This window comes from Staphylococcus caprae, assembly GCF_002902725.1.
Taxonomy (GTDB): domain Bacteria; phylum Bacillota; class Bacilli; order Staphylococcales; family Staphylococcaceae; genus Staphylococcus; species Staphylococcus caprae.
Genome location: NZ_PPRT01000009.1, coordinates 14473 through 38904 on the forward strand (window position 1 = coordinate 14473; position 24432 = coordinate 38904).

A 24432-nucleotide genomic window follows, 5' to 3' on the forward strand; every position below is an offset into this window, starting at 1 on the left:
TCAATCACTCCCCTTTAGATTAGCTATGGAAGTCTCGACCATCGTGAACTTTCGCTACGACACCTGAACGGATAACGAAGTCACCAAAGTGTTCACCGTCTAAGCGTTCTTTTCCGTAACTTATCAATAATGGACGTAAACTATTTAGAATTTCATTTTCATCAATATTTTCTTTATACAATTTATTAAGACGTTCGCCTTTGAAGCCACCGCCTAAATACATATTATATTTGCCTGGGGCTTTTCCGATAAATGCAACTTCCGCAAGCGCTGGACGTGCACAACCGTTTGGACAACCTGTCATACGGATTGTGATTTCATCGTCTTGTACACCCGCTTCGTCTAATAAGTCTTCTATCTTAGAAATAAGTGATGGTAAATATCTTTCAGATTCTGCCATCGCTAACCCACAAGTTGGGAAGGCTACACATGCCATAGAATTCCTACGTAATCCAGTATAGTTCTTGCCATCAGTCAAGCTATATTTATCAATAATGGCTTGAATTTCATCTTTTTTCTCTGGTGATACATTGGCGATGACTAAGTTTTGGTTAGGTGATAGTCTGAAGTCTCCTGTATGAATTTCAGCTATTTCTCTTAATGCTGTTTTCAATTGATAATCTTCAGTATCTTTGACACGGCCATTTTGGATAAATAAAGTAAAATTCCAATTACCGTCCCCTTCAATCCAACCCAAACGGTCACCGTTATGTTCAAATTCAAAATCACGTGCCTCTTCAATTTCCCATCCTAAACGACGATTCAATTCTTCTTTAACCCACTGTTCTCCTAGTCGATCAACAGTATATTTGAAACGTGCGTTTTTACGATTTTCACGATTACCATAATCACGTTGAATCATAAGTAATTTTTCGCAGACCTCTACAGCACTCTCTTTAGGAATGAAACCGATAAGTCGACCAAGTTGAGGGTATGTGTTTGTATTACCATGCGTCATACCCATGCCTCCACCAACAGTGACATTGAACCCAACTAATTCGCCATTATCCACGATAGCGATTAATCCTATATCTTGAGAATACACGTCGATATCATTTGAAGGTGGTACCGCAATACCGATTTTGAATTTACGTGGTAGATACGTACTGCCGTATATCGGTTCCTTTTCCACACTAGAATCTAAAACTTTCTCACCGTCTAGCCAAATTTCATGATACGCGCCCGTACGAGGTAAGAGATGATTACTTATATGAGTGGCGTAATCATTCACTTCCTTATGCACTTGAGATTGATAGGGATTCGGATTACACATAGTATTACGATTCACATCACCACATGCAGCGATAGTATCTAGCACAGCGTTATTAATTTCTTTCATTGATTGTTTTAAATTACGTTTGAGAATGCCGTGGAATTGGAATGCCTGTCTCGTCGTTAATTTAATCGTATGATTGGCATGATTGTTTGAAATTTCATCCATGGCTATCCATTGATCTGGTGTCGCTTTACCCCCGGGAACACGCACACGAATCATAAAACTATATGCTGGTTCTAATTTTTGTTTACGTCGTTCATCTCTTAAGTCTCTATCATCTTGCATGTAACTTCCGTGGAACTTTAATAGCTTCGCATCATCCTGTGAAATTGCGCCCGTAATAGGATTAGCAAGACCTTGTTCAATCGTGCCACGTAGAAAGTCACTTTCGGCTTTTAAATATTCCATTTCATCAAGATTGTTACCAAGTTCTTCTGAAATTTGCTTATTTGTTTTAGCCATGTATCCCCCATCCTTTCAATTAATACACGTCTCGTTGATATCTCTTATCTCGTTTCAATTGTTTTAAATATTCTTCTGCATCTTCTTCAGATAAGTTTTGTTCTTTCATTAATACTTCTCTAATTGCTAAGTGAACATCTTTAGCCATTTTACTTTCATCACCACAAACGTAGATTGCACCGCCATTCTCAATCCATTGATTAAATTGTTCACTATTTTCAGCAATCTTATGTTGCACATACACTTTTTGGTCTGTATCTCTTGAAAATGCCACATCCAACTTAGATAGTGTTCCATCGTTTAACCATTCTTGCCATTCTGTTTGGTACAAGAAATCAGTTGTAAAGTGTTGTTCACCGAAGAATAACCATGTATTACCTTTAAATCCTAGTTCTTCACGTTCTTGCATGTAAGATCTAAAAGGTGCTACGCCTGTACCAGGACCAATCATAATAACTGGTGTTTCTTCATTTTGAGGGAATTTAAAGTTCGGATTACGTTTCAAGTAGATTGGCACCGTATCTCCTTCTTGAATTCTCTCAGCAAATTGGACTGAGCATACCCCTGTACGATCTCGACCATGCGCATTGTATCTGACAGCTCCTACAGTAATGTGCACTTCATCAGGCGTTGCTTTATAACTACTAGATATTGAATATTCTCTAGGTGGTAACTTTCGCAATAATTGATACATATTTTCCGGCTGTAAATCCGTTGTAGCAAAGTCATTTAATAAATCGATTAAGTCGCGTCCTTCGATATAATTTTGAATCCACGCTTTATCTTGAACTTTCTCAGATAGTTCTTCATTGTCGAAGAAAGTGGCCGCATTCTCTATTAACGGTTTCGTTAATTTCGTAATTTCAAAGTGTGATGTTAATGCTTCTTCAAGATTAAGTGTAACTCCATCATCATTGATTAATACTTGTGTATCTGGACTCCAACCTAATGTACTGATTAATAAATCAACAAGTGCTGGGTCGTTTTGAGGTAAGACCACTAGACAGTCGCCCGGTTCGTATTCTTCACCAAAATTATCAAGTAGTAATTCAACATGTCTTGTTTCTTTATTCGAACCTCGACCGTTTAAATTAATATTCGTCAAAACTTCAGCATCATAAGGATTGGACTTAGAGTATTTCTTCTCCTTTGCGGACTTTATTGATTCACTCACCACTTGTTCACTATCTGTATCAGCTGGCGTAGAATCTATGGCATTGATGACATTTGCCATCCACTTTTCAGCGTCTTCATCATAATCCACATCACAGTCGACGCGGTCATAAATTCTTTCCGCACCAAGTTCTGCAAGGCGATTATCGAAATCCTTACCTGTTTGACAGAAGAATTCATATGTCTGGTCACCTAAAGCTAACACTGAGAATCGCACACCATCTAATTTAGGCGCTTTACGACCATGAATATATTCATGTAGTTCAACTGCGTTATCTGGTGGATCACCTTCACCATGCGTTGCTGTAACGATAAATAGGTCTTCAACTTTTTTAAGATCTTTCGGTTTGAAATCATCCATAGACTTGAGCGTGACTTCGTTTCCAATATCTGATAAACGTTCTTCAAATATTTCTGCTAATCCTTGTGCATTACCTGTTTCAGATCCATAAAGAATGGTAATCGAACGTTTCTGTGGTATAACTTCAGGCTCTTTCTCTTGCAACATCTCTTCCGTTTTCTGTTCTACGGATGGTGTTGAAGAAGTTGTACCATTAAGAGAGGTTTCTCCATTTGCAACATTCGATTGTTGATTTGCTATCAGGTAGCCACTCAACCATACTTTTTGGTCTGGTGTTAAGGTTTGGAGTAATTCATTAATCTGTGATGCTTGCCCTTCAGTAAAGGGACTATTAGTGACACTTAAGTTCAATCATATACACCTCTTATCTATAATATCCCGATATTTTGTTTACTCTATATTTGAAAATGAATTTGCAATATCGTCAATTCTAGTATGTACCAAATATTCTCTACAGTAAAACAAAGAAAATAAAGCATTGTGTCGGACAATGAGTATACATGAGCCACCGAGAATGTTCTTCGTATATCATTTCAAACATCATACTCACATAATCAAAATCCAACTCATTCTTTATACCTTATCGGAATACTAGGTTTTAATTGTAAAAAATTTTTTTACCTTTATGGTTTGTCAGCAACATGTAATCCGCATTCTGTTTTCTCGAAGTTAGACCATCTTCCAGCACGTGAATCATTCGAGTCAAATACAGGCGCAGTGCATGGAATACAGCCGATACTAGGATAATGCTGATCATGTAATTCATTGTAAGGTAAATTATTATTCTTGATGTAGTCCCAAACCTCGTCTTCTGTCCAATAAATTAACGGACATACTTTAACTGATTTAAAACGTTCATCTTTATTAATAAAATCTGTGTTAGCACGTGTTGGTGATTGAGCACGTCTTAATCCAGAAACCCAAGCTACAGCTCCAGATAATACCTCTTCAAGTGGCTTTATCTTTCTGATATAACAGCACTGGTTTGGATTGTTCTTCCATAAGGCCGGATTATATTTTTCAGCCTGCTCTTCTAATGTAAGTTCTGGTTTCTTCATTTTAATACGAAGTTGTGGATATTTGTCTCTCACTCTATCGATTAAATCATAGGTTTCTTGAAAATGTAGATCAGTATCTAGAAAAACGATTTGAGCATCTGGTTTAATTTGAGAGATTAAATCGATGAGTACCATACTCTCCGCACCGAAACTACAAGAATAAACAATGTCGTCACCATATGTTTTGTACGCCCAATTTAATATTTGATAAGCGCCCTTTGTTTCATCGTCAGTATTGATAGCGTTAATAAATGGATCGCCCGTAAAACTTTGATAAGTAATCTTATCTACTGAAATCAATTTATGGTACCCCCTTGTTCATAAATTTATTCAATTATGTTAATTCCTATCTGAATTGTCAGAATAATTATGTTTTATACTTTAACTACTTTTATATTGAAAGTCAAGATGAGAGTGTAAATATTCATGATTAATTTTTAGAAAATAAATAAAAAAATTTCCCTCAAAGCGTCATTCAATTTAGAACGACTTTGAAGGAAACTTATCATTAATCTTTGGATTCATTTAATAATTCTTTGATGTGTGCTTCCATTTCTTCTGGCTTATCAAATGGTAAATATTTTCCTACAACTCTACCATTTCTATCAATGATAAATTTAGTGAAATTCCATTTGATTTGTGAACCAAATAATCCTGGTTTTTCACGTTTCAATAAAGTATATAAAGGATGTTCATTTTCTCCATTCACATCAGTCTTTGAATGAATTGGAAATGTGATACCAAACTGTTGTCGATACGTGTCGTATATTTCCTCTATCGACCCCGGTTCTTGGTTGTCAAAGTTGTTGCATGGAAAGCTTAGAATGACTAAGCCCTCTTCTTTATAATGTTGATATAACGTTTCTAGTCCTTCAAATTGATCACTTAATGCGCAATTAGTTGCGGTATTTACAATAATTAGAACTTTTCCTTTATATTTTTCTAAAAAGTAGGTAGAGCCATCATAATTTTCAACTTCTATATCATAAACATCCTTACTCATTGAGATACACCTCTACATCATTGCGAATTTTAATAAATCAATAACGCCACTAGATGCTCCAGGGAAAGCAAAAATATTTTGATTTAATTCTTGAGCTGTCATTTGTTTATTAATAATAAATACTAATAGATTGACTAAATCATTTGCATCATTACCATAAATTTCTGCACCGACTAATCGTTGATGACGATCTAATACTATAGACATTTCTGCTTCAGTTTCATTTTTATATTCAAACACCATCTGTTTACCAAACGGAATATCTTTAACAGTATAGTCATCACTCTTTTGAGCCTCACTTACTGTGACACCAATTTGAGACAATCTTGGCAATGAATATAATACTGAAGGAATTGCTGGATATTGAATTGCATTCTGATCTAATCCAAGAATATGCGCAGCGATATAATTAGATTCAAATGTTGCAGTTGGAGTTAGTTTAGGAATCGTCTTGTCAATTACATCGCCACTTGCATATATGTTTTTCACATTTGTTCTTAAATAATCATCGACTTTTATACCTTTATCGCTAAATTCAATGTTTACATTTTCTAAACCAATCTCTTGCACGTTTGGTTTTCTTCCTGTCGCATCTAGTACGTACTCTGTTTCAATAGATAACCCAGATTCAGTTGTCACAACAAAATGTTGTCCGTCTTTTTTAACTGATTGAGTATTTTCATTGAAATAAAATTGTACGCCTTCTGATTTTAGTTTTTCAATTAATTTATTTACATGAGATGTGTTAAAGCCTTTTAAAGGTTCATTTGAATGATGAATCACATTAACTTCAACACCTGATTTAATCATGATAGATGCGAATTCTATACTTATGATACCCGCTCCAATAAAAGTTATACTTTGGGGTAGAGATTCCATTGATAAGAAATCACGACTATCATACGTGAGTTCTTTCCCATCAATATCTAATTTATTACTGTGCTGACCTGTAGCAACCACTATGAAATCTGCTTGGATTTGATTACCTTCTACATCGATGGTATATTCATCCACAATTTTACCTTTTCCCATAATGACATCAATGCCTTGTTGTTCAAACATTGATTTAAGGCTGCCTGACATCGGGTGAATCACTTCTTTTTTATAATCCATTAAATTTTGCCAATTCACGGCGAGGTTTTGAGTGTTAATGATATTTGAATATTGTTTCGCTTCTTCTAAGACTTCGTATGGCCCTTCAAGTAAAATTTTGGCATTACAGCCATAGTTAGTGCATGTTCCAGCAATTGAATCTTTCTCAACAATCGCAACAGATTTACCAAATTGTTTTAAAGTTAATGCGGCATGCCATGCTGCGTGTCCACTTCCTAGAAATACAACGTCATATTTTTTCATTTTCCTCATCCTTTACTTATTTTTGTATGAGTGCTTTGAGTGTGTGTTCTAGTTCGTCAAATACTTGCTTGGTTTCATCATATTCATCTATATTAAACTCTTCTGGTAAACAACGAGATATGGCTTCGAAAACAGCATCTTGTTGTTGATGACCTTTGTGAGTAAGCGAAACAATTAATTGTCTTTTATCCTCTTGCGCGCGTTCTCTTTTAACCCATCCTGCTTGTTCGAGTCTTTTTAAAAGTGGTGTCAACGTGTTACTAGATAAATCTAATTGTTGCCCAATGACATTCAGTGGTTGTTCATCCTTTTCCCATAAAACTAATAACACGAGATATTGTGAATAGGTTAAACCGAATTGTTTAAGTTCTTTTTCATAAAATTGTGCAAATAAGCGACTTACATTATATGCGGAAAAACATAGTTGATTCGCAAGTCCTCTGTATTGTTGATTCACACATTCACCTCTTTTCAATCGTACACGATTGATTGCATTCTATTACATTGTATAATGCAAATCAAAAATTCTGCATAATTGTATGCCAAATAAAAAAAGAGTTGCTTTCGCAACTCTTTGCAACTTTTACTCTTCTCATCATACTGTCCCTCTCAACCATCTCATCAATACTGATTAAAAGTTATATTTGATCAACATTTTCGATAACAGAGACTTTCCCATCTTTAATGTTAACTAATACTGAGAAATCATTATCTTTATTACTGTCATAAATTAGTTGGTTGGTTTTTCTTTCATCTGGTTCGTTGTATGTTTGGATAAATTGGTCTTCCGAGACATTACTTGGTGCTATCCCCACTTGAACAACTTCATCATTTTCATAAGCCACTGCCAAGTTGCCATATGTTTCATAATTATAATTTGAACCCTCTACATTCCCATTAGATTCACCGAATTTATCTTCCACTTCTTTACGTGTCATACCTTTGTATATACCGTGATATCCACGTGTCGAAGCAGATTTCATATAATTTTTATCAAAATCGCTACTAAAGATATCAATGCGAGGACCTTTGGAAGTTGAATCACTTTTACTTTGCGAATCATTCGAATCCGTTTGAGTCGTTTGTGTTGATTCTGCTCCCGTATCATCATTCTTAACATAATGATTATAGGCGTAATACCCACCATACAGAACTGCTGCAATTAATAAAACAAAGACGATGGATAACAATACAATCCACCCTGTGGGTTTCTTCTCTTCTTTCTGTTGATATAGTTGATAATTTCGATGATTACCATTCGATCGAGGTGAATGATTTTGATTCGATTGTTTAATATGCGTTCCACATTTATTACAGAATGATTGTCCCTCTTTCAATTGATTTCCGCAATTTGGACAATATTTCATTACGCTTCACTCTTTTCCGTTAAAAAATACGCTTCCCTAAGTTTATTTACTTGAGTTAAACCTGATTTCATTTTCTCTCCAAAATAAATTGTTACACAATATTTTAAATTATTTTTTATAGAAAATCTATACTCTTAATAGTTAAAATTACTCTTATTTACCTTACTTCTCCTATTTAAATGTAAAAGTTATACTTCAACATCAGTCATTAAAATCTTTATACATATAAAAATAACCACTCCAAACTTTTTTGGAGTGGTTATTTTTTCAAATTACTTCGTATTGTTTGATCATTACCGTGTCGTCTCAGCCAACATTTGTACCTCATCATTCGCATTCAGACCCTTTCTATCATACTTCAAATAAGTATGAAATTTTTTCTATTTATTTTTCATCGTAATTATCTTCATAGCGAATGCGTTGTCGATAGCCATAGGTACTTTCTTTAATTAATTGGTCATTTAAAAGACCTGCACCAATGGCACCTGCAACTGTTGAAATGGAAGCTGCAAACCAAGGAATACTTAGATAAAGGTCTGGACCAGCGGGACCTTTGAGACTTACTTGTTGACCGAGGAAATCAGCTGGTAGTAATACAAGTTCGGCAATTAAGAATAACAAGTAAAGAATAATATAGTAGATGATAATTGCGATGACTAGAGTCATGACTGTTGTTGCATTATATAGCCAAGTAATGCGTTTATTGTTGCTCTCTTTGATAGATTCCCATAAATTGTGTGACATCATTATCCAAATAAGCATGCCGATAATCGCTATAATTGAAATGCCAAATAAACGCCACATTGAAAAACTATTTGCCATTTGCCACATTGTCGTAAACACTAAACCAAATGCGCCAGTTGTAAAGGCAATTGCTACGATATTACTTAAACTTGCCATCATGTTTAATGGATTGTTCGCGAAAGTCATCCCACTGACAAGTCTAAACATACCTCTAGAACGTGAATCAGATAAATATCTTAAATGGTAAGAGTCTGTCTCTTCTAAATATACTTTTGTTTTACTAATTTTCGAGAGAGGAAATTGTCTACTAACAGAAGTTTCAATATTGTTATTATCATCATAATTACGATCTACATTTTCCGCTTCGTGTAATTCTTGAATGATGCTTACTATTGCTTGTTTAAATCTTTTCTTCACAGGTCGCCATCCAAATGCAGGATATGAAAAGATAGCAGCGCCGTTGTACATATTAATATCCAATGCCATCACTTGATGTTCAGCAAACATCGGCAAATCTGTGATGGAAATAACGTAATCCCATTGACGTTTATCATGATAATCTGCAACTTTCTTGAAAATTTCATCTACAGATTCTGCGAAACCAGTTAACGGATCTGTGACTAAATCAATCGTCCATTCCTTCTTATTGTTGTACTGTTCGGAAAGTACGTCTGGTAGTTCTTGGATTAAACTTTCACCTAACCGTTCTGTGACACCAGGTGCTACAACAAGACCAATTGTTATTTTTTCTGTTTCTGTCATGACTCATCCTCCTCTCTGTGTCCTTGTTTTTTGCCTTCATATTGCTCATCTTTATTTTCATTACTAGATGCTTGTTGTTCCACTTTTTGATGAGAAACATCTTGAGATTCCTCTTGTTGCTCTTGTTCTTGTTCAGCTTCTTTATAACGATGATATTGTCGATAAGAATACGTAATACGACGTATTTTTTCTTCATTTTCAACTGTGGAACCCATAGCACCTGCTAATAAACCTAATGATGCGACGAACCAAATCAATCGCAGATAATTCGTAAATGTAAATTGCGCTTTAGCGCTTGTCCAACTATTAAATAAATCGACAGGAACAAATAATGTAATACTAATCGCTAGTAAGATATATAAAATGAAATAATTGATAAGTGTAATCATACTTAAAGTGACGAGTGTCGTTGAATTATAAATATAACGGTACACACGTTGCGACTTTGCAGTCTTTCTCTCCAATAGCTGATGCGCATAGAAGAGCCATCCTGCCATTCCTACTATGGCAATGACCATCAATAATATTAATCTGAACGGTGAATAGATGACACTTAACTCCCATGGCATGGAGAAGATAGAAATATAAGTTCCTGTCGCAAACGCTACAGATATAATCTTCTTAAAGTTAAATATATTCTTCCACGGTTGATTTGCACGTGTCAGCCCCGCAACGAGCTGTATCCAACTCATAATAAACAAAGTATTAATATAGCGCTCTTTAGATGATTCATCTTCTTCAGGTTCAACTGCTTTCATACGTACAAATGGATGAGGCGCATTTTTACTTTTTGGTCTTTCATAATAAAGTTGTTCAATCAAAGAAGTTACCGTTTTGATCAATTTACGTTTTAAATCAATAACGCCAAGTGATTGCAAAGATAACATTGCCACTTGTTTCTCACTATTATAATCACTGATAACGACTTTATTATCAGAAATACTTGGTAAATCTGTTAAACAAATGACATAATCCCATTGATGTTGCTCTTTGAGTTTTGCAGCTTTATCAACACTTTCATGCACATCCTCCGCTGAACCAATCATCAAATCTACTTTAATATCAAAGTTCCAGTGATTGTCCCCGTCAATACGTTCAGTGAGTAGTTTCTTTACTCTTGGTATTATTTTTTTCGCATGTTCATGCGCAACACCGGGTGACGGTATGATGCCTACTGTATGCATATACCATTGACCCTCCTTTCGTTTTCATTTTCAGGAAAATTAAATTTAATATAACTAAAGTGTACGTCTACGCCGATTGATACGGGTTTCAACGCGCACTTGTGTTCATTCATTTATCAAATTCCAATTGTAACATTTATTTCGCTAGTACGAGTGGTGAAAAGATAACATAACTTAATACAACGAGTAAAAGAATGATAGTACCTGCAATATAACGATATTTCCATGGTGTTGTATCAACAACTGCTTTACGTGACTTCAAGTCGTACTCACTTGACGGTTTAATCTTATTGAAAATTAATACAATAGCTAAATCTACAAAGAATAATACGCTAAACGTATATAGATAGTTGATTTGCGTAAATACAAGACTGACAATTGCGTATAGCACAATGTGTGTTGCAAGTGCCACTTTAGCACCTAATTTCGAAGTTTGTTTAGAGAAAAAGGCTACTAAAATAAGTACTAAAACTGGCATACTGTATACACCATTAAATTGTTGTACAACTGCGTATAATCCACTTGGGAATAATGAAATGACAGGCGCAAGTCCTACTACAATTGCCCCAATGACAACAGTAGCAATATGACCTACACGTGCGATGTGTTTGTCGGATTTATTTTTCCCGAAAATAGGTTTATAGAAATCTAACGTCAATAACGTTGTTGTACTATTTAGAGAACCTACGAATGAACTTAAAATCGCACCGAAAATCACCGCACCAAATAAGCCGAACGCCCAATCAGGTAGAACGGAACTGACAAGTGCAGGATACGCGTTATCTGAAGTTTTGATACTACCATTGAAATAGTTATACGCTACCACACCAGGTAACACAGTAAATAAAGGACCGAATACCTTGAATAAGCTTAAGTAAATTGCCCCTTTTTGTGATTCTTTTAAGTTTTTAGCGGCGAGTGCTTTTTGTACAATCATTTGGTTAGCGCACCAAAAGAATAAGTTATTGAAGAACATACCAAAGAAAAGTGTTGGCCATGGCACGATATCGGAATCTATCTTACCGAAACCGTTCAATTTCTCAGGTGTGTTTTGGACCATTTTATCGAAACCGTGTAAGAAATTACCATCACCTAGGTGGCCTAATCCAAGAATTGTAATCGCAAGACCGCCAACAATGAGCGCCATTCCATAAATTGAATCACTAAATGCACTCAATGATAAACCGCCAACGAAGAGATAGAGAATCCCTACGATACCGATAACTGAAGAAATAATAATGACTGCAGTAGTACTGCTCACACCTAAATATTTGTCGACGTTAAACATTTTGTTGAAAACGAGTGACCCTGAGTAAAGTACTACAGGTAAAAAGGAAACAACATATGTGAAGATAAATAAGATGGATACAAATCGTTTAGTGAATGTATCATATCTCAGTTCTAGGAATTCTGAAATTGTGCTTACACCATATTGTAGATATTTAGGTAGAAACACCCATGCAAGTAATACAACTGCGACAGCTGCAGTGACCTCCCAAGCCATTACTTCCATGCCTTGTGCATAACTTTGACCATTTTGTCCTACAATTTGTTCTGTAGATAAATTGGTCATAATAATCGTAGAAGCGACTGTAAATCCTGTTAGACTGTTACCTCCCATAAAGTAACCGTCCGAACTATCTGTTTTAACCTTTCTTGATTGCAGATAGGCATATAATGATATACCCCCTACAACTAGAATGAATAAGAATATCGATATCCAATTCATTCTTTAAACAACCTCCCTCAAATTTTAAGTTGAACTTTGCACGCAAGATATATATAGACGTAAATATTATTTTTAAAACTTCATTTTCATATACGCATTGAATTGTGCGCATTGAAGAATTCTAGACTAATTCATTAATATTTTCAATAGTTGTATGTAAATTTCATTTTCATAAACAAATCAGTTTGAAAATTTATATTATATAATAGTAAGAAACTCGTTCGTAATGCATATGTTTGGCGTAAAAAATCGACCCAACTTGCGTGTCAGGTCGATATTGAACATTAATATTAAACTAATATTTGTAGCTGTTTAATATTTAAATGGATCTTCTTCTTTTTTATCTTTGCGAAGTTGTTCTTCTTTATCAATAAAGTCGTTATCTTTATACGTATTAGCGTTTAAGTCTTGATGATTGTTGTCTTTATGGTTGGCATGGTTGTCTCTATTCCCATTAACGTTTTGAGTGTCATTGTGGCTATCATTTGAATAGTGTTCTTTAATGTCTTGTTGTTCATTTTTCTTGTCTTCTTCAGATAAAATAAATGAATTGTTTTTCTCGTTTACTTGTTGATCGCCGTTTTCATAGCGTTCATGATTGTTGTTACTTTGATATTCGTTATTTGCATAGGCACCATTATGGTTATTGTTGTCATAATTATCATAGTTGTCATAGTTATCATCTTTAGGTTTACGTGCTAATAACATGATACCTGCAATAAGCCATAGAATTCCTGCGATAAAGCTTGTAAATATACCTATTATACCTGCAATGATGAGTAAAATACCTGCAACTTTAGGTTTTTTACTAATTAAAATCGTACCTATAATTGCAAGAATCAATAATGCAATTAAAAATATAATAAAACCTGTTCCCATACTTGATAACATACCATAAGATTGGTTAAGTTGATCAGATGATACGTTTGGATTTGAACTTTGACTACTGTTAATCATTTCATCTTTAAAATCTTTATTGCCCATCATGGAAACCATTAAAACAATAAAACCTAAGTATAAAAGATGGAGAATATTTCCAATCCAGGATAGAACTTTTTCACCAGTACGTTTAATCATGTTTATTATTCCTCCTTTTTAAGTTATTTATTTTATACCCTCACATATGAGATTTATTCCTGATAAATAAAAAATGGATACTAACTTTTGATAATATCCATTTTAATTATAAATATTTAATTTGAAGTATTAAACAATTTAGCGTCTACTATTAACAATCATGTAATAAATACGCGAAGTAATCCAGTACATGAGAGAGTATATAGCAATAAATACTACAATTACTCCTAAGTAACTTGTCGCAAACATTCCAATGTCTTTAACTGTTACGAATCCAAGAAGATTAAAAATTATTTTAGATGCAACCAAGGTGTGAATCATTGCTACAATTACAGGTATTGAGAATATCCAGATGATTTGTTTGTTTATAATTTGTTTAATCAAACTTTGTTCTAATCCAATTTTCTTCATGACTTCGTATTCGTGTCGATCATCGTAACCCTCAGAAATTTGTTTATAATACATCATCAAGAATATCGCAATGAGTAAGACAAATGATACAACTGTGCCGACAAATATTAACCCTCCGTTAACTCCTATCCACTGCCTCTTAAACGTTGGTTTATCCTCTATGAATCCTTTAATCTTTTTATTAATTTTATTCATTTGAGCATGTGTCAGAGGTTTATCTTCCATATTATTAAACTCTATATGAGAACTTGAAGGATAAATTTTTTCTCGATTATCTTTATTTAAATAATTAAATATCTTTGTCTTTGTTTGATTATTCTTCGTTACGATATAGGCACCATCCATGACGTTATCTAAAGTATTGATATTCATTTTTTTGATATGCTTCACCTTATATACAGTTCCATTAATTTCTATTTTATTAGTCTTGCTTAATAAACTATTATCCGTGTTAACGGCAATTTCATTACTTTTAAGATTAAGATGGGAATGGTAATGATTATAATCGGCAAGTGTCATAAAAGTTATTGTAAAATAGTGAGGTACTTGTTTAGATAAATAGAATAATCTACCATCAAATTGATTTGAGCTCGGATTCAATGTTGAACCATTTTTGTTCATTTCTAATTCAGCATTGATTGTATCTAAGGTATACCTTTTAAACGTATCAGTTTTGACATGTTTTTTAATATAATCTTCTGTTTTTGTCATATCTTTTTTTACTTTTTTATCCTTATGAAAGTCGCCACTCATATTGACTTTATATTGATTCGCCCATATATTATCTAATCTTTCATTGAAACCTCTGTATGTTTGAATCGTCATACCTAAAGTGACTATAAGAAAAGTAGATAATAATGAAATGGTAGCCAAACTTACCGCATTGGATTTCAAACGACTTCTTAGGTTAGATACGGTAAAAAAGTTATTGGTCTTATAGTAGAATTTTGGTATTTTTTTCAAACAATCCAGTATTACAACGCTTAAAGATATAAAAAGAAAGTACGTGCCTAGAAATACGCAAAACATCGCCACAAATATAGACGCTAATGAACCCATTGCCGAATTATCTTGTAAGGCAATGCTATACCCAGTGCCTGTCGCAAGGATGCCCAATACCAATACAATATAAGTGAAAATTTTAGATGTTTTCCCTGACTTTTTTACGTTTTGATCGACTAGTTTAAGCGGACTTTGGAAAGTTACTTTTATAATATTAATCATATTGAGAACGCTTAAAACTACAATCAGCATCGTTAAAGTAATTAACATGGACTTAAAGTCAAATGGGTAATCAACTAAACTCGCATTTTTGCCTATCCATACCTTACTTATAAGCATAAAATATAAAGAACCGAATAAATATCCACCAATCATACTAATACAACTTATAATTATGAAATTAATAAAAGATTCAATAATAAGTACAATTTTAAGATGTTTCTTCTCCATCCCTAAAATCATATACACTGCGAATTCTCGTTGCCTTCTCTTAATAACAAAGTTATTTGCATAGACAACAAAAATCAATGTCAACATAGACATTAGTACATTACCAAGTATGGCAAATAGTGGCAAAAAGCTATTATGCTTTTGAGTATAGGTGTTTTGTGTAATCGAGATTAATATGTACTCTATAGCAAACATAATACTGACAGCAATAATAAATGGGATGATAATATGACGTTGTGTAACGTAACTTCGTTTAACCATTTGCCAAAGCATCTTGAATGTCACACTAATCACCTCTCCCATTTAAGATGGCTAAACTGTCGGCAATTCGTTTCTGATATTCATCTCGAGATTCTTCACCACGATAAATTTCGTGATATAATCTGCCATCTTTGATAAAAATCACACGTTCGGCATAGGAGGCATCAATATTAGAGTGTGTGACCATTAATATCGTTTGATTATTTTGGTTAATTTCTCTAAAGAGTTTCATAAGATTTTTAGAAGTTTTAGAATCAAGCGCGCCTGTTGGTTCATCGGCGAGAAGTAATTTAGGTTGAGCAATCAGTGCACGGGCTATGGCAACACGTTGCTTTTGACCACCTGAAATTTCGTATGGATATTTATCTAGTAGATCATGAATCCCTAATTGAGTACTTATCGATTTAAGACGTTCGTCCATCGTTTTAGGGCGTTCATTCGCAAGGACAAGTGGCATCAAAATATTATCTTTGTTGGACATAGTATTAAGTACGTTGAAATCTTGAAAGACAAACCCTAATGTTTCCCTGCGAAAACGGGCAATTTCTTTATTTCGCAATTTATTAATCGCTGTACCATTCAATGTAATAAAGCCTTCAGTTAATTTATCGAAAGTAGCTATGAGATTGAGTAATGTAGACTTACCGGAACCAGACTCCCCCATAATAGCTACAAATTCGCCTTCTTCTATTTCTAAGTTCATATTATTTAACGCAGTCGTTGAGTTAAGCCCTCTGCCATATACTTTTTTTACACTTTTCACTTCTAATAACATCATGAATGCCCCTTTCTCATTTCACTTATTATCATAAAATAAAAAAGCGCCAACAACATTCATAATTTCTTACAAATATCGTTGGCAAACTTACAGTTTTGAAAGTTTAGCTAATTTTCTCTCGGAAAATGGATTTTAAATGTTGTACCTTCATTAAGTGTTGAATCTACATCGACCTCATGATTCAGGTGATTAGAAATATGTTTAACAATAAATAAACCTATTCCACTTGATTCTTCATTGAGTCTGCCATTATAACCTGAATAGCCTTTATCAAATATTTTGGGAATATCTGCTTTACTGATACCTACGCCATTATCTTTGATGATAAGTGATTGTTCTGATGCATCGAATTCAATCCATATATCCTTTCCACGTGCATATTTCAAAGCATTGTTAAGAATTTGTTCAATCATTATTGAAGTCCATTGCGCATCAGTTAAAACTTTATCTTCACATTTTTCATAATGAATTCGCGTATGTTGTTCAATAAACTGAATTCTATATTTCATAATAAGTGGACGAATGAGTTCGTTAATTTCAACTTCTGAAATTGTCATATCGGATTCTTCGTTGAGTAATTTTAAATAACTCAAAGCTAAGCTTGTATAGTTATCGATTTGTACGATTTCTTGTCTGACACGATTCACGACATTTTCTTCATTACGCTCAAGTAATAATTGAGAAGCTGTTATAGGCATTTTAATTTGATGTACCCATGTTAGAAAATAACTTTCTACATCATTACGATATTCCACTTGTTGATTTTTCACTTCTGTTAATTCATTTTCCAAATTATCAATCGTCTCTTTAAGACGCACATCTTTCTTAAATCCAAGATATTTAATCCACCAATGAATGGATATGACGAGTAACACGATACCTAGCGCAAGACCGAAAGCACTAAATGGCAATGTAAACAGGAAGAAAATAAGTGCAAATAATAAAAATATACATACTACGATTGAGATTTCATTACGAATTGATTTAATAAATGATAGTAACATAATTTTTAAACCCTATATCCGACATTTTTCTTTGTTTCTATAAAATGATCCACACCGATAGATGATAATTTTTTACGTAATCGTGTCATATTTACTGCTAATGTATTGTCATCGATGAAGTTTTCAGATTCCCAACATTTTTCAATCAAAGTTGTACGACTTACATATTTACCTTCATTTTGGAACAGCATTTTCAGAATTTGAAGTTCTGTTAGTGATAATTGAACCGCTTTGCCTTCCTTAATTAGTTTTGCTTCATCAAGGATAAGTTTACAGCCTTTCACATCCAATTCGTCATTAGACACTGATAGGTCGTATGTTCGTCGTAGCAAGGCTTGGATCTTTGCGATGGTTAACGATAAGTTGAACGGCTTCTCAATAAAGTCGTCGCCACCCATTTGAATTGCCATAATTTGATCCATATTATCCGTACGCGAACTTATAAACATAATAGGGACGTTGGATACTTTACGCATTTCTTGACACCAATGAAAGCCATTAAGCGTAGGCAAATTAATGTCTAATAAGACAAGCTGCGGATCCATTTCATAAAAATCTTCCATGATTTTGTCAAAATTCTCAACCACTTTTACGTCGTAGTTCCATTTTGACAATTCATTCGCCAAACTTTCAGCAATCACTAAGTCGTCTTCTACAATGAGAATCTTCATACCTGTTCACCTTTCAACCACATTGTGTAATTTATTTATCCTCTTCTGAATCATAAACTTTATTTTTATCTTTTTCAATTTGGTCTTTTTGTTCTTGAGCCTTTTTACTTCTTCGTCTTTCTTCAAATATACCTAAAGCAATAAATCCAATGATTAAAATTGGAGATAACATAACAAGTATCATCATTTCACCTACTTCAAAGAGTTAAAATTCCTATTATTAATTAAGATTCTGTTTATCCTCATTTTACATGTTTATGACTTAAAAAGACATTTTTAAATAAGTTATTCTATCACGATATTTTGACACTCAATGGCTGTTGGGGTTCGTAAGAAATGTAATTTTTGATTCACTTACTCATGTGTTGAATTTAATTTTAAACAATTTATATTTAAATTCCTTTTAGAATTATATCCATTTACAATTCATTTACTTAAAAATTACTTTTAGTCAAAATTCATATTCTATACTGAAATTGCAATACATAACTATACTTATTTAGGGGGTACCTTAATGATGAATTTTATAAATAAATTGAGTAAAACTACGATAGCAAGTTCAATTGTGGCTGCTTCAGTTTTAGGCGTTTCAAATATCTCGCACGCTTCTGGAAGTGGTGCAGGTCCAGGAGAAAATGCACAAGGCCAACAAGGACAAGATGATGCCATCGCGTTTGGTAATACTAAGAATCCTAAAAATGTTATCTTCATGGTTGGCGACGGCATGGGTCCATCTTTCAACACAGCTTACCGTTATTATAAAAATCAACCTGGCGCTAAAAAAATGAACCCTACTGCGTTTGATAAATATTTAAAAGGAACAAACCGTACATATCCTAATGATCCTAAAGAAAATGTAACAGACTCAGCTGCTGGCGGGACTGCTTTCGCCACAGGACATAAAACATACAACGGCGCAATTAGCGTTGATAACAACAAAAAACCTTTAAAATCTGTATTAGAACAAGCTAAAGAACAAGGTAAATCGACAGGTTTAGTAACGACTGCTGAACTTACAGACGCAACACCTGCTGTTTATGCTGCTCACATTGATTCTCGTGATAAAAAAGACGAAATTGCTCAACAATTTTATAATGATAAAATCAACGGCCAACACAAAGTAGATGTACTACTAGGTGGAGGTTCTAAATACTTCGGTAAAGAAAATGGTCACCTTGATAAGAAATTCAAAAAAGATGGTTACGATTTAGTTAACAACAAAACACAACTTCTAAATTCTCAAAGTGATAAAGTTTTAGGAACATTTTCTGAAAAAGATATGCCACTTCAAATCGATGCACCGTCAAAAAATCCTTTACTCGTTGATATGGAACAAAGTGCATTAAGTAAGTTAGATAAAAATAAAAAAGGATTCTTCCTAATGGTAGAAGGCGCTTCAATCGATAAGGCAGCTCACCCTAACGATGTCACTGGTGTCATGTCTGAAATGAGTGGTTTCGAAAAAGCATTCCAAAATTCAATCGATTATGCCAAAACAAATAAAGATACTTTAGTGATTGCAACAGCCGACCATTCTACAGGTGGTATGACTATCGCTAAAGGTAAAGATTATAAGTGGGATCCAGAAGCCATTCATAAAATGAAACACTCTGGTATGTATATGACTAAAGAGATTGCTTCAGGAAAAGATCCAGAAAAAGTGATTAACGAAGGGTACGGTATCAACTTCCCAAGTAAACAAATGGATAAAGTAAAACAAGCTGCGAAAGATTTACGCAAACTTCAAAAAGAAGGTAAAGACGAAAAAGATCCAAAAGTAGTTGCTGCTACAACTAAATTACAAAATGCAATTCAAAAACCGATCAATGATGCATCACATACTGGTTGGACTACAAACGGACATACCGGTGAAGACGTGAATACTTACGCTTATGGTCCAGGATCAAGTAAATTCAAAGGTAACATGGAAAATACTCAAAGTGCTAAAAACATTTTCGATTTCTTTAAAAATGATGTAGCATCTAACCAAAATCAACAATAATATAATATAGATGTGGGAATCCCGGCGTTTAGCCAAGTAACCCTTGAATATTACAAAACCCAGTTAGAACCTTTCCTCGTTCTAACTGGGTTTTAATTTATAAATCTAAATATTTTTATTAAAAGTATTTATAATTCTGCGTTTGACATACTTTCTTTTTTCATTTGATTGTGCTTAATCAGTTTAAAACCTGCAAATCCTCCAACTACTAGTACGACTGCTACTGAAACGCCAATAATAATATTTCTAGTCATGACTTATTCACCTAATCCTTTCTTCTATATCGACTTCATATATAATATTTACCCGAAAATAAAAAAATAAGACAGGAACCACGTGGGTCTTGTCTTATTCATTCAATATGATTACTTAATTTAAAAGAAATTCTTAGTATTCGATGTTTGGTGCTTGGTTTACGTGATTTTGATATTTTTTGAAACCGTAGTATGCTGCGCCAGCTAATGCTAAAATGATTGCTAATTTTTTCATTCGATAACACTCCTTTCTTAGTTGCATAGTATGAACATGTAAGCTGTTCAAGTCTTTAGTACTATTATACACATTTTAAAGTTAATTTTAAAAATTTCAAATTCATATGATATTAATTCTATGAGAATATATTTCATAGCCAACTCCATTTGAGTCAATAACAACTTTCTTATAGTCCATTAGGATGATTTTTCATCTACTATATTGTGTAATTATCCGAACTGAGTATAATAATTATATCAAATAAACAACATTTTAAGGAGAAACAAAAAATGGCAAAATTATTATACATTACAGCTCATCCGTTAGATGAACTTGTATCAAACTCAATGGCAGCAGGTAAAGCTTTCATCGAATCTTATCAAAACAATCACTCAGATGATGAAGTTAAACATATCGACTTATTCACTGAGGATATCCCTTATATTGATAAAGATGTATTAACAGGTTGGGGTAAAGCAGCTAAAGGCGAAGAACTTACTTCAGAAGAAAGTAAAAAGGTAACTCGTCTTGGAGCAATTCTTGACGAATTCTTAGAAGCAGATAAATACGTTTTCGTAAGCCCAATGTGGAATTTATCCTTCCCACCTGTTTTAAAAGCATACATCGATGCTATTGCAGTAGCAGGTAAAACGTTTAAATACACTGCTGAAGGCCCTCAAGGTCTTTTAACTGATAAAAAAGTACTTCATATTCAATCTAGAGGCGGCTATTATAGTGAAGGCCCAACCGCAGAAGTTGAATCTGGAGATCGTTATTTAAGAAATATTATGACATTCTTAGGCGTTCCTTCTTATGAAACAGTGATTATTGAAGGTCATAACGCTGAACCTGAAAAAGCTGAAGAAATCAAATTAGCTGGTGTTGAAGAAGCTAAGGACTTAGGTAAAACATTCTAATATATTCATTAAAAAATTCTCAGGTGCGCACATGCGTATCTGAGAATTTTTAATTTTAGCAACATCACTATTCATTACCTATCTTCACCGGAGTCATCGACTTGTTGCACTGCTTTATCAATCGCATCTGAAAAGCGATACATGACAGGTGACCAGTTACTTCTTTTATTTCTAGAATTTGGCAAAAGTTTCTCGTTCACAAATAAGGATTTTCTTAAAGCCGTTGTTAATTCGAGCTGAACGCCTTTACCCTTTATATTCTCATTAACAAAATTCTCTTTTAAATCGCCACCTAAATAGTATGGGGCAATTTTTACGACAAAATGATGTTTAACTAATTGCTTTTTAATGGCTTCTTTTAAAGGTGTATCTAATCCGCCTAAATAAATGACAGGTTGATTTCCCTTAGCACCATGAATCGACACAGTAAAGTCTTTAGATTTCACCATATTTAATAATGTTGGATCGTTGTAATGTGCCGATGTGACGTGTAAATCTTCTGCATGTTTCTTTCTTAAAACTGTAAATGAGTAATAATCATAGTGATTATCATTAGCGATTAACTTGGTTAATTCTGTAGTTCCCGCTTCTATATTTCCACCATGAGGCGCTATAACAAGAACGTTACTCCCCACTTTTCTAACTTCTTTCTTCCAATCCACACCTTTTTTCGTATGTTTAAATAATTGCGTCATAGAACGAAAATGATCTTTATGATGTACATCTTCTTGAGCTGGCTCAGAAGGTTCTAAATTTACTACTGACTCTCTTCCTTTTTCATCATCATGACCAGCAATCAGTGGTATGTGATGTAGTTTAGAATGATGTAATGTTGAATGATTGGATTCTTGTTTATTAGTGCATGCATATGCTAATCCTAAAACTAGAATAACTGTGCTAATAAGTATTAATATTTTCTTTTTGCTTAAGGTACTCAGTGATGTTCTCTTTTTCAAAATCAAATATTTCCCTTCATATATTTATAAATCTAAAAGTTTAAATTCTTGATATTAGAATATTACGCTTCTTCCATTTATAAATATAAAAAATAATAGAGCTAACGAAATCATCCTTTAGCCCTATTATGACAATATTGTTATATGATTGTTATGTTAAAATTTCAAAAATGAATTTATTCAAACTAAATTTATTTTTCCGGATAAATATTGTGAATACTTGTATATAATGCATCAACAAATGACTGCATCAACGGCGTCCAATTGCTTTCATTAGTACGATTCTTAGTATTTGTATCTCCATTATTGAAGAAAGCCTTTCTTAAAGCAGTCGTCAATTCTAATTGAACACCTGTAGTTCCATCTTGTCTATTAATAAAGTTTTTATCATTTTGACCACCAAGATACGCAGGTGGTACTAAAACTTTGAACCCTCGACTTTTTAATTGGGCTTCAATCTCATCTCTCAATGCGGAATCTGGTCCTCCTAGATATACAATCTGTTCAGTACCAGCTGCACCGTGAATTGAAATAGTGGCAGTACGGTTTTCTATCATTTTGTTGAGCGTTGCATCATCATAATGCGTAGAAGTCACATGTAAATCAGAATTATTTTTAGATCTCATCGCTTCAAATGAGAAATAGTCATAATCTCCTTTATTAGCCAATGCCTTCGTTACCTCAGTCGTACCCTGTTCTATATTTCCACCATGTGGTGCTACAATCAGTACTTTCGTTCCATTATCTCTTGTTTCTTTTTTCCAATCTACCCCTTCAACTGTCTGATTTTCAAGTTCCGTCATAGATTGATATTTATCTTTTTTACGTTCAACCGGTGCTGTACCAATTTCATCTTGTTTACTATCTATTGGAACTGTGGTTGTCGGTGGTGTCGTAGGTTTAGTATTTGTAGTAGATGGTGTATGAGTTGTAGATGTCTTAGGTTGTGTTGATGTTGACGTAGTTTTTGTTGTAGATTTTGTCGTCGTTGTTGATGTTGTGGGTTTGGTTGTTGAAGTCTTAGTTGATGCTGATGTAGATGGCTTTGTTGTCGATGTGGTTGGCTTTTTGGTTGTACTCGTACCGGTTGTACTTGGATGTGTTGTAGTTGATTTACTAGGTACTTTTGTATGGCTTGTTGTTCCGCTCTTACTACTTGAAGTTGACTTAGATGTACTTTTCTTTGTAGTTGACGTCGTCGTAGGTTTCTTCGTCGTTGTTGAAGTTGATTTCTTAGTTGTAGAAGTTGGTGCTTTTGTTGGTGTTGTAGTTTTAGCTTTTGATGCTGTAGACGAATTTTTTGATGATTTCGTAGTAGTAGAACGTTTGGTTGTCGTAGATGTTTGAGTATGTGTGCCTGACTTAGAGGATTTCGTTTTGCTTGTAGAAGTCGTCGGTGCTTTAGTAGCAGTTGTATTCACTCTTTGGCTTGTAGATGCTTTCGTTACAACTGGTTTAACATTTTTAGTGGTTTGTTTGGTAGGTGTAACTTTCTTTGTAGTTTGAACTTTACTTGTATATTGAACAGGTTTAACTACTTTTGGTGTTAATTTTGTAGTTTTAGTTGTCGTACTTTTCCCACTTGTCGATGTACGATTTGGTTGTGAATAGCTCGAATGCGTACTTGCGTGTGCTTGAGTTCCCATTGCTCCAAACGCGCCTAATCCAAATAATGCAGTAACTGCCCCTAGTGATAGTTTTTTTATTGAAAAGGCACGTGTAAGTCCTATTATTTTCATTTACATTTCCCCTTAAATATTGATTAACATAAAACAATAATATACTAATTTTTTATAAAAGCAACAATTTTTATTTGGTTGTACTCAGCATTTAAAACATTCTATAAAATACTTTATTCTTCACATTAATCAACTTTCCTTACATTATTGAAAGATATCTCTAAAGGAATTGAATCCCTTCTATTACTTATATAACCTAGATACAGATAAGTAAACGA

The 24432-nt window shown here is 33.8% G+C and carries 22 protein-coding genes; 2 read left to right on the plus strand and 20 right to left on the minus strand.

All coding sequences use genetic code 11. The features are described from left to right. Positions 1 to 19: 19 nt before the first annotated feature. From cysI to CD155_RS12875, 16 genes are all read right to left on the minus strand, one after another. Positions 20 to 1738: an assimilatory sulfite reductase (NADPH) hemoprotein subunit gene (gene cysI, locus CD155_RS02120; protein WP_103212388.1), complete on the minus strand. Its 1719-nt coding sequence runs from the start codon at positions 1736 to 1738 to the stop codon at positions 20 to 22. 19 nt (positions 1739 to 1757) lie between these two features. Next, positions 1758 to 3623: an assimilatory sulfite reductase (NADPH) flavoprotein subunit gene (locus CD155_RS02125; RefSeq protein WP_103212389.1), complete on the minus strand. Its 1866-nt coding sequence runs from the start codon at positions 3621 to 3623 to the stop codon at positions 1758 to 1760. Positions 3624 to 3895: 272 nt separating this feature from the next. Next, positions 3896 to 4627, minus strand: coding sequence for a phosphoadenylyl-sulfate reductase (locus tag CD155_RS02130; RefSeq protein WP_103212408.1), 732 nt, complete (start codon positions 4625 to 4627; stop codon positions 3896 to 3898). Between the two features lie 211 nt (positions 4628 to 4838). Beyond that, entirely contained in the window at positions 4839 to 5333 is a 495-nt protein-coding gene (locus CD155_RS02135) for a glutathione peroxidase (protein WP_103212390.1), read from the minus strand. 12 nt (positions 5334 to 5345) lie between these two features. Next, complete coding sequence (locus CD155_RS02140) at positions 5346 to 6689, minus strand: dihydrolipoyl dehydrogenase family protein (protein WP_103212391.1); 1344 nt, start codon at positions 6687 to 6689, stop codon at positions 5346 to 5348. A gap of 16 nt (positions 6690 to 6705) precedes the next feature. Then, positions 6706 to 7146 (minus strand): MarR family winged helix-turn-helix transcriptional regulator, encoded by a 441-nt coding sequence (locus CD155_RS02145; protein ID WP_103212392.1) that lies wholly within the window; start codon positions 7144 to 7146, stop codon positions 6706 to 6708. A 181-nt stretch (positions 7147 to 7327) separates the two neighbouring features. After that, positions 7328 to 8056, minus strand: coding sequence for a zinc-ribbon domain-containing protein (locus CD155_RS02150; protein ID WP_103212393.1), 729 nt, complete (start codon positions 8054 to 8056; stop codon positions 7328 to 7330). A 384-nt stretch (positions 8057 to 8440) separates the two neighbouring features. Then, complete coding sequence (locus tag CD155_RS02155; RefSeq protein ID WP_002444536.1) at positions 8441 to 9562, minus strand: hypothetical protein; 1122 nt, start codon at positions 9560 to 9562, stop codon at positions 8441 to 8443. Then, a complete protein-coding gene (locus tag CD155_RS02160) occupies positions 9559 to 10746 on the minus strand; it encodes a 5,10-methylene-tetrahydrofolate dehydrogenase (protein WP_103212394.1) in 1188 nt (395 codons plus the stop codon). The genes CD155_RS02155 and CD155_RS02160 overlap by 4 nt, the downstream gene beginning before the upstream one ends. Before the next feature lie 136 nt (positions 10747 to 10882). Then, positions 10883 to 12475: a solute:sodium symporter family transporter gene (locus CD155_RS02165; protein WP_103212395.1), complete on the minus strand. Its 1593-nt coding sequence runs from the start codon at positions 12473 to 12475 to the stop codon at positions 10883 to 10885. A gap of 312 nt (positions 12476 to 12787) precedes the next feature. Beyond that, a complete protein-coding gene (locus CD155_RS02170; RefSeq protein WP_103212396.1) occupies positions 12788 to 13552 on the minus strand; it encodes a DUF4064 domain-containing protein in 765 nt (254 codons plus the stop codon). A 138-nt stretch (positions 13553 to 13690) separates the two neighbouring features. After that, positions 13691 to 15676: an FtsX-like permease family protein gene (locus CD155_RS02175; protein WP_256605034.1), complete on the minus strand. Its 1986-nt coding sequence runs from the start codon at positions 15674 to 15676 to the stop codon at positions 13691 to 13693. Positions 15677 to 15701: 25 nt separating this feature from the next. Next, positions 15702 to 16451: an ABC transporter ATP-binding protein gene (locus CD155_RS02180; protein ID WP_037541718.1), complete on the minus strand. Its 750-nt coding sequence runs from the start codon at positions 16449 to 16451 to the stop codon at positions 15702 to 15704. A gap of 110 nt (positions 16452 to 16561) precedes the next feature. Continuing rightward, positions 16562 to 17458, minus strand: coding sequence for a sensor histidine kinase (locus CD155_RS02185; RefSeq protein WP_103212398.1), 897 nt, complete (start codon positions 17456 to 17458; stop codon positions 16562 to 16564). A 5-nt stretch (positions 17459 to 17463) separates the two neighbouring features. Continuing rightward, positions 17464 to 18129 (minus strand): response regulator transcription factor, encoded by a 666-nt coding sequence (locus tag CD155_RS02190; RefSeq protein WP_103212399.1) that lies wholly within the window; start codon positions 18127 to 18129, stop codon positions 17464 to 17466. Positions 18130 to 18160: 31 nt separating this feature from the next. Continuing rightward, positions 18161 to 18301 (minus strand): hypothetical protein, encoded by a 141-nt coding sequence (locus tag CD155_RS12875; protein ID WP_180991827.1) that lies wholly within the window; start codon positions 18299 to 18301, stop codon positions 18161 to 18163. Positions 18302 to 18646: 345 nt separating this feature from the next. Here CD155_RS12875 and CD155_RS02195 point away from each other — a divergent pair, with 345 nt between their 5' ends. Next, positions 18647 to 20131, plus strand: coding sequence for an alkaline phosphatase (locus CD155_RS02195; RefSeq protein ID WP_103212409.1), 1485 nt, complete (start codon positions 18647 to 18649; stop codon positions 20129 to 20131). A 128-nt stretch (positions 20132 to 20259) separates the two neighbouring features. On the opposite strand, the gene CD155_RS13055 is transcribed toward CD155_RS02195, so the two are convergent. Both CD155_RS13055 and CD155_RS02200 read right to left on the minus strand, forming a co-directional pair. Next, positions 20260 to 20385 (minus strand): hypothetical protein, encoded by a 126-nt coding sequence (locus tag CD155_RS13055; RefSeq protein ID WP_256605033.1) that lies wholly within the window; start codon positions 20383 to 20385, stop codon positions 20260 to 20262. Between the two features lie 133 nt (positions 20386 to 20518). Continuing rightward, a complete protein-coding gene (locus CD155_RS02200) occupies positions 20519 to 20620 on the minus strand; it encodes an SE2200 family small protein (RefSeq protein ID WP_070830057.1) in 102 nt (33 codons plus the stop codon). A 272-nt stretch (positions 20621 to 20892) separates the two neighbouring features. On the opposite strand from CD155_RS02200, the gene CD155_RS02205 reads away from it, so the two are divergent. Further along, positions 20893 to 21519, plus strand: a complete 627-nt coding sequence (locus CD155_RS02205) for an FMN-dependent NADH-azoreductase (protein ID WP_103212400.1) — start codon at positions 20893 to 20895, stop codon at positions 21517 to 21519. Between the two features lie 74 nt (positions 21520 to 21593). Here CD155_RS02205 and CD155_RS02210 read toward each other — a convergent pair whose 3' ends face one another. Both CD155_RS02210 and CD155_RS02215 read right to left on the minus strand, forming a co-directional pair. Further along, the gene (locus CD155_RS02210; RefSeq protein ID WP_256605032.1) at positions 21594 to 22475 is read right to left on the minus strand and encodes a poly-gamma-glutamate hydrolase family protein; all 882 of its coding nucleotides are present in this window, start codon (positions 22473 to 22475) and stop codon (positions 21594 to 21596) included. Between the two features lie 191 nt (positions 22476 to 22666). Then, complete coding sequence (locus CD155_RS02215; protein ID WP_103212402.1) at positions 22667 to 24214, minus strand: poly-gamma-glutamate hydrolase family protein; 1548 nt, start codon at positions 24212 to 24214, stop codon at positions 22667 to 22669. Positions 24215 to 24432 lie beyond the last annotated feature (218 nt).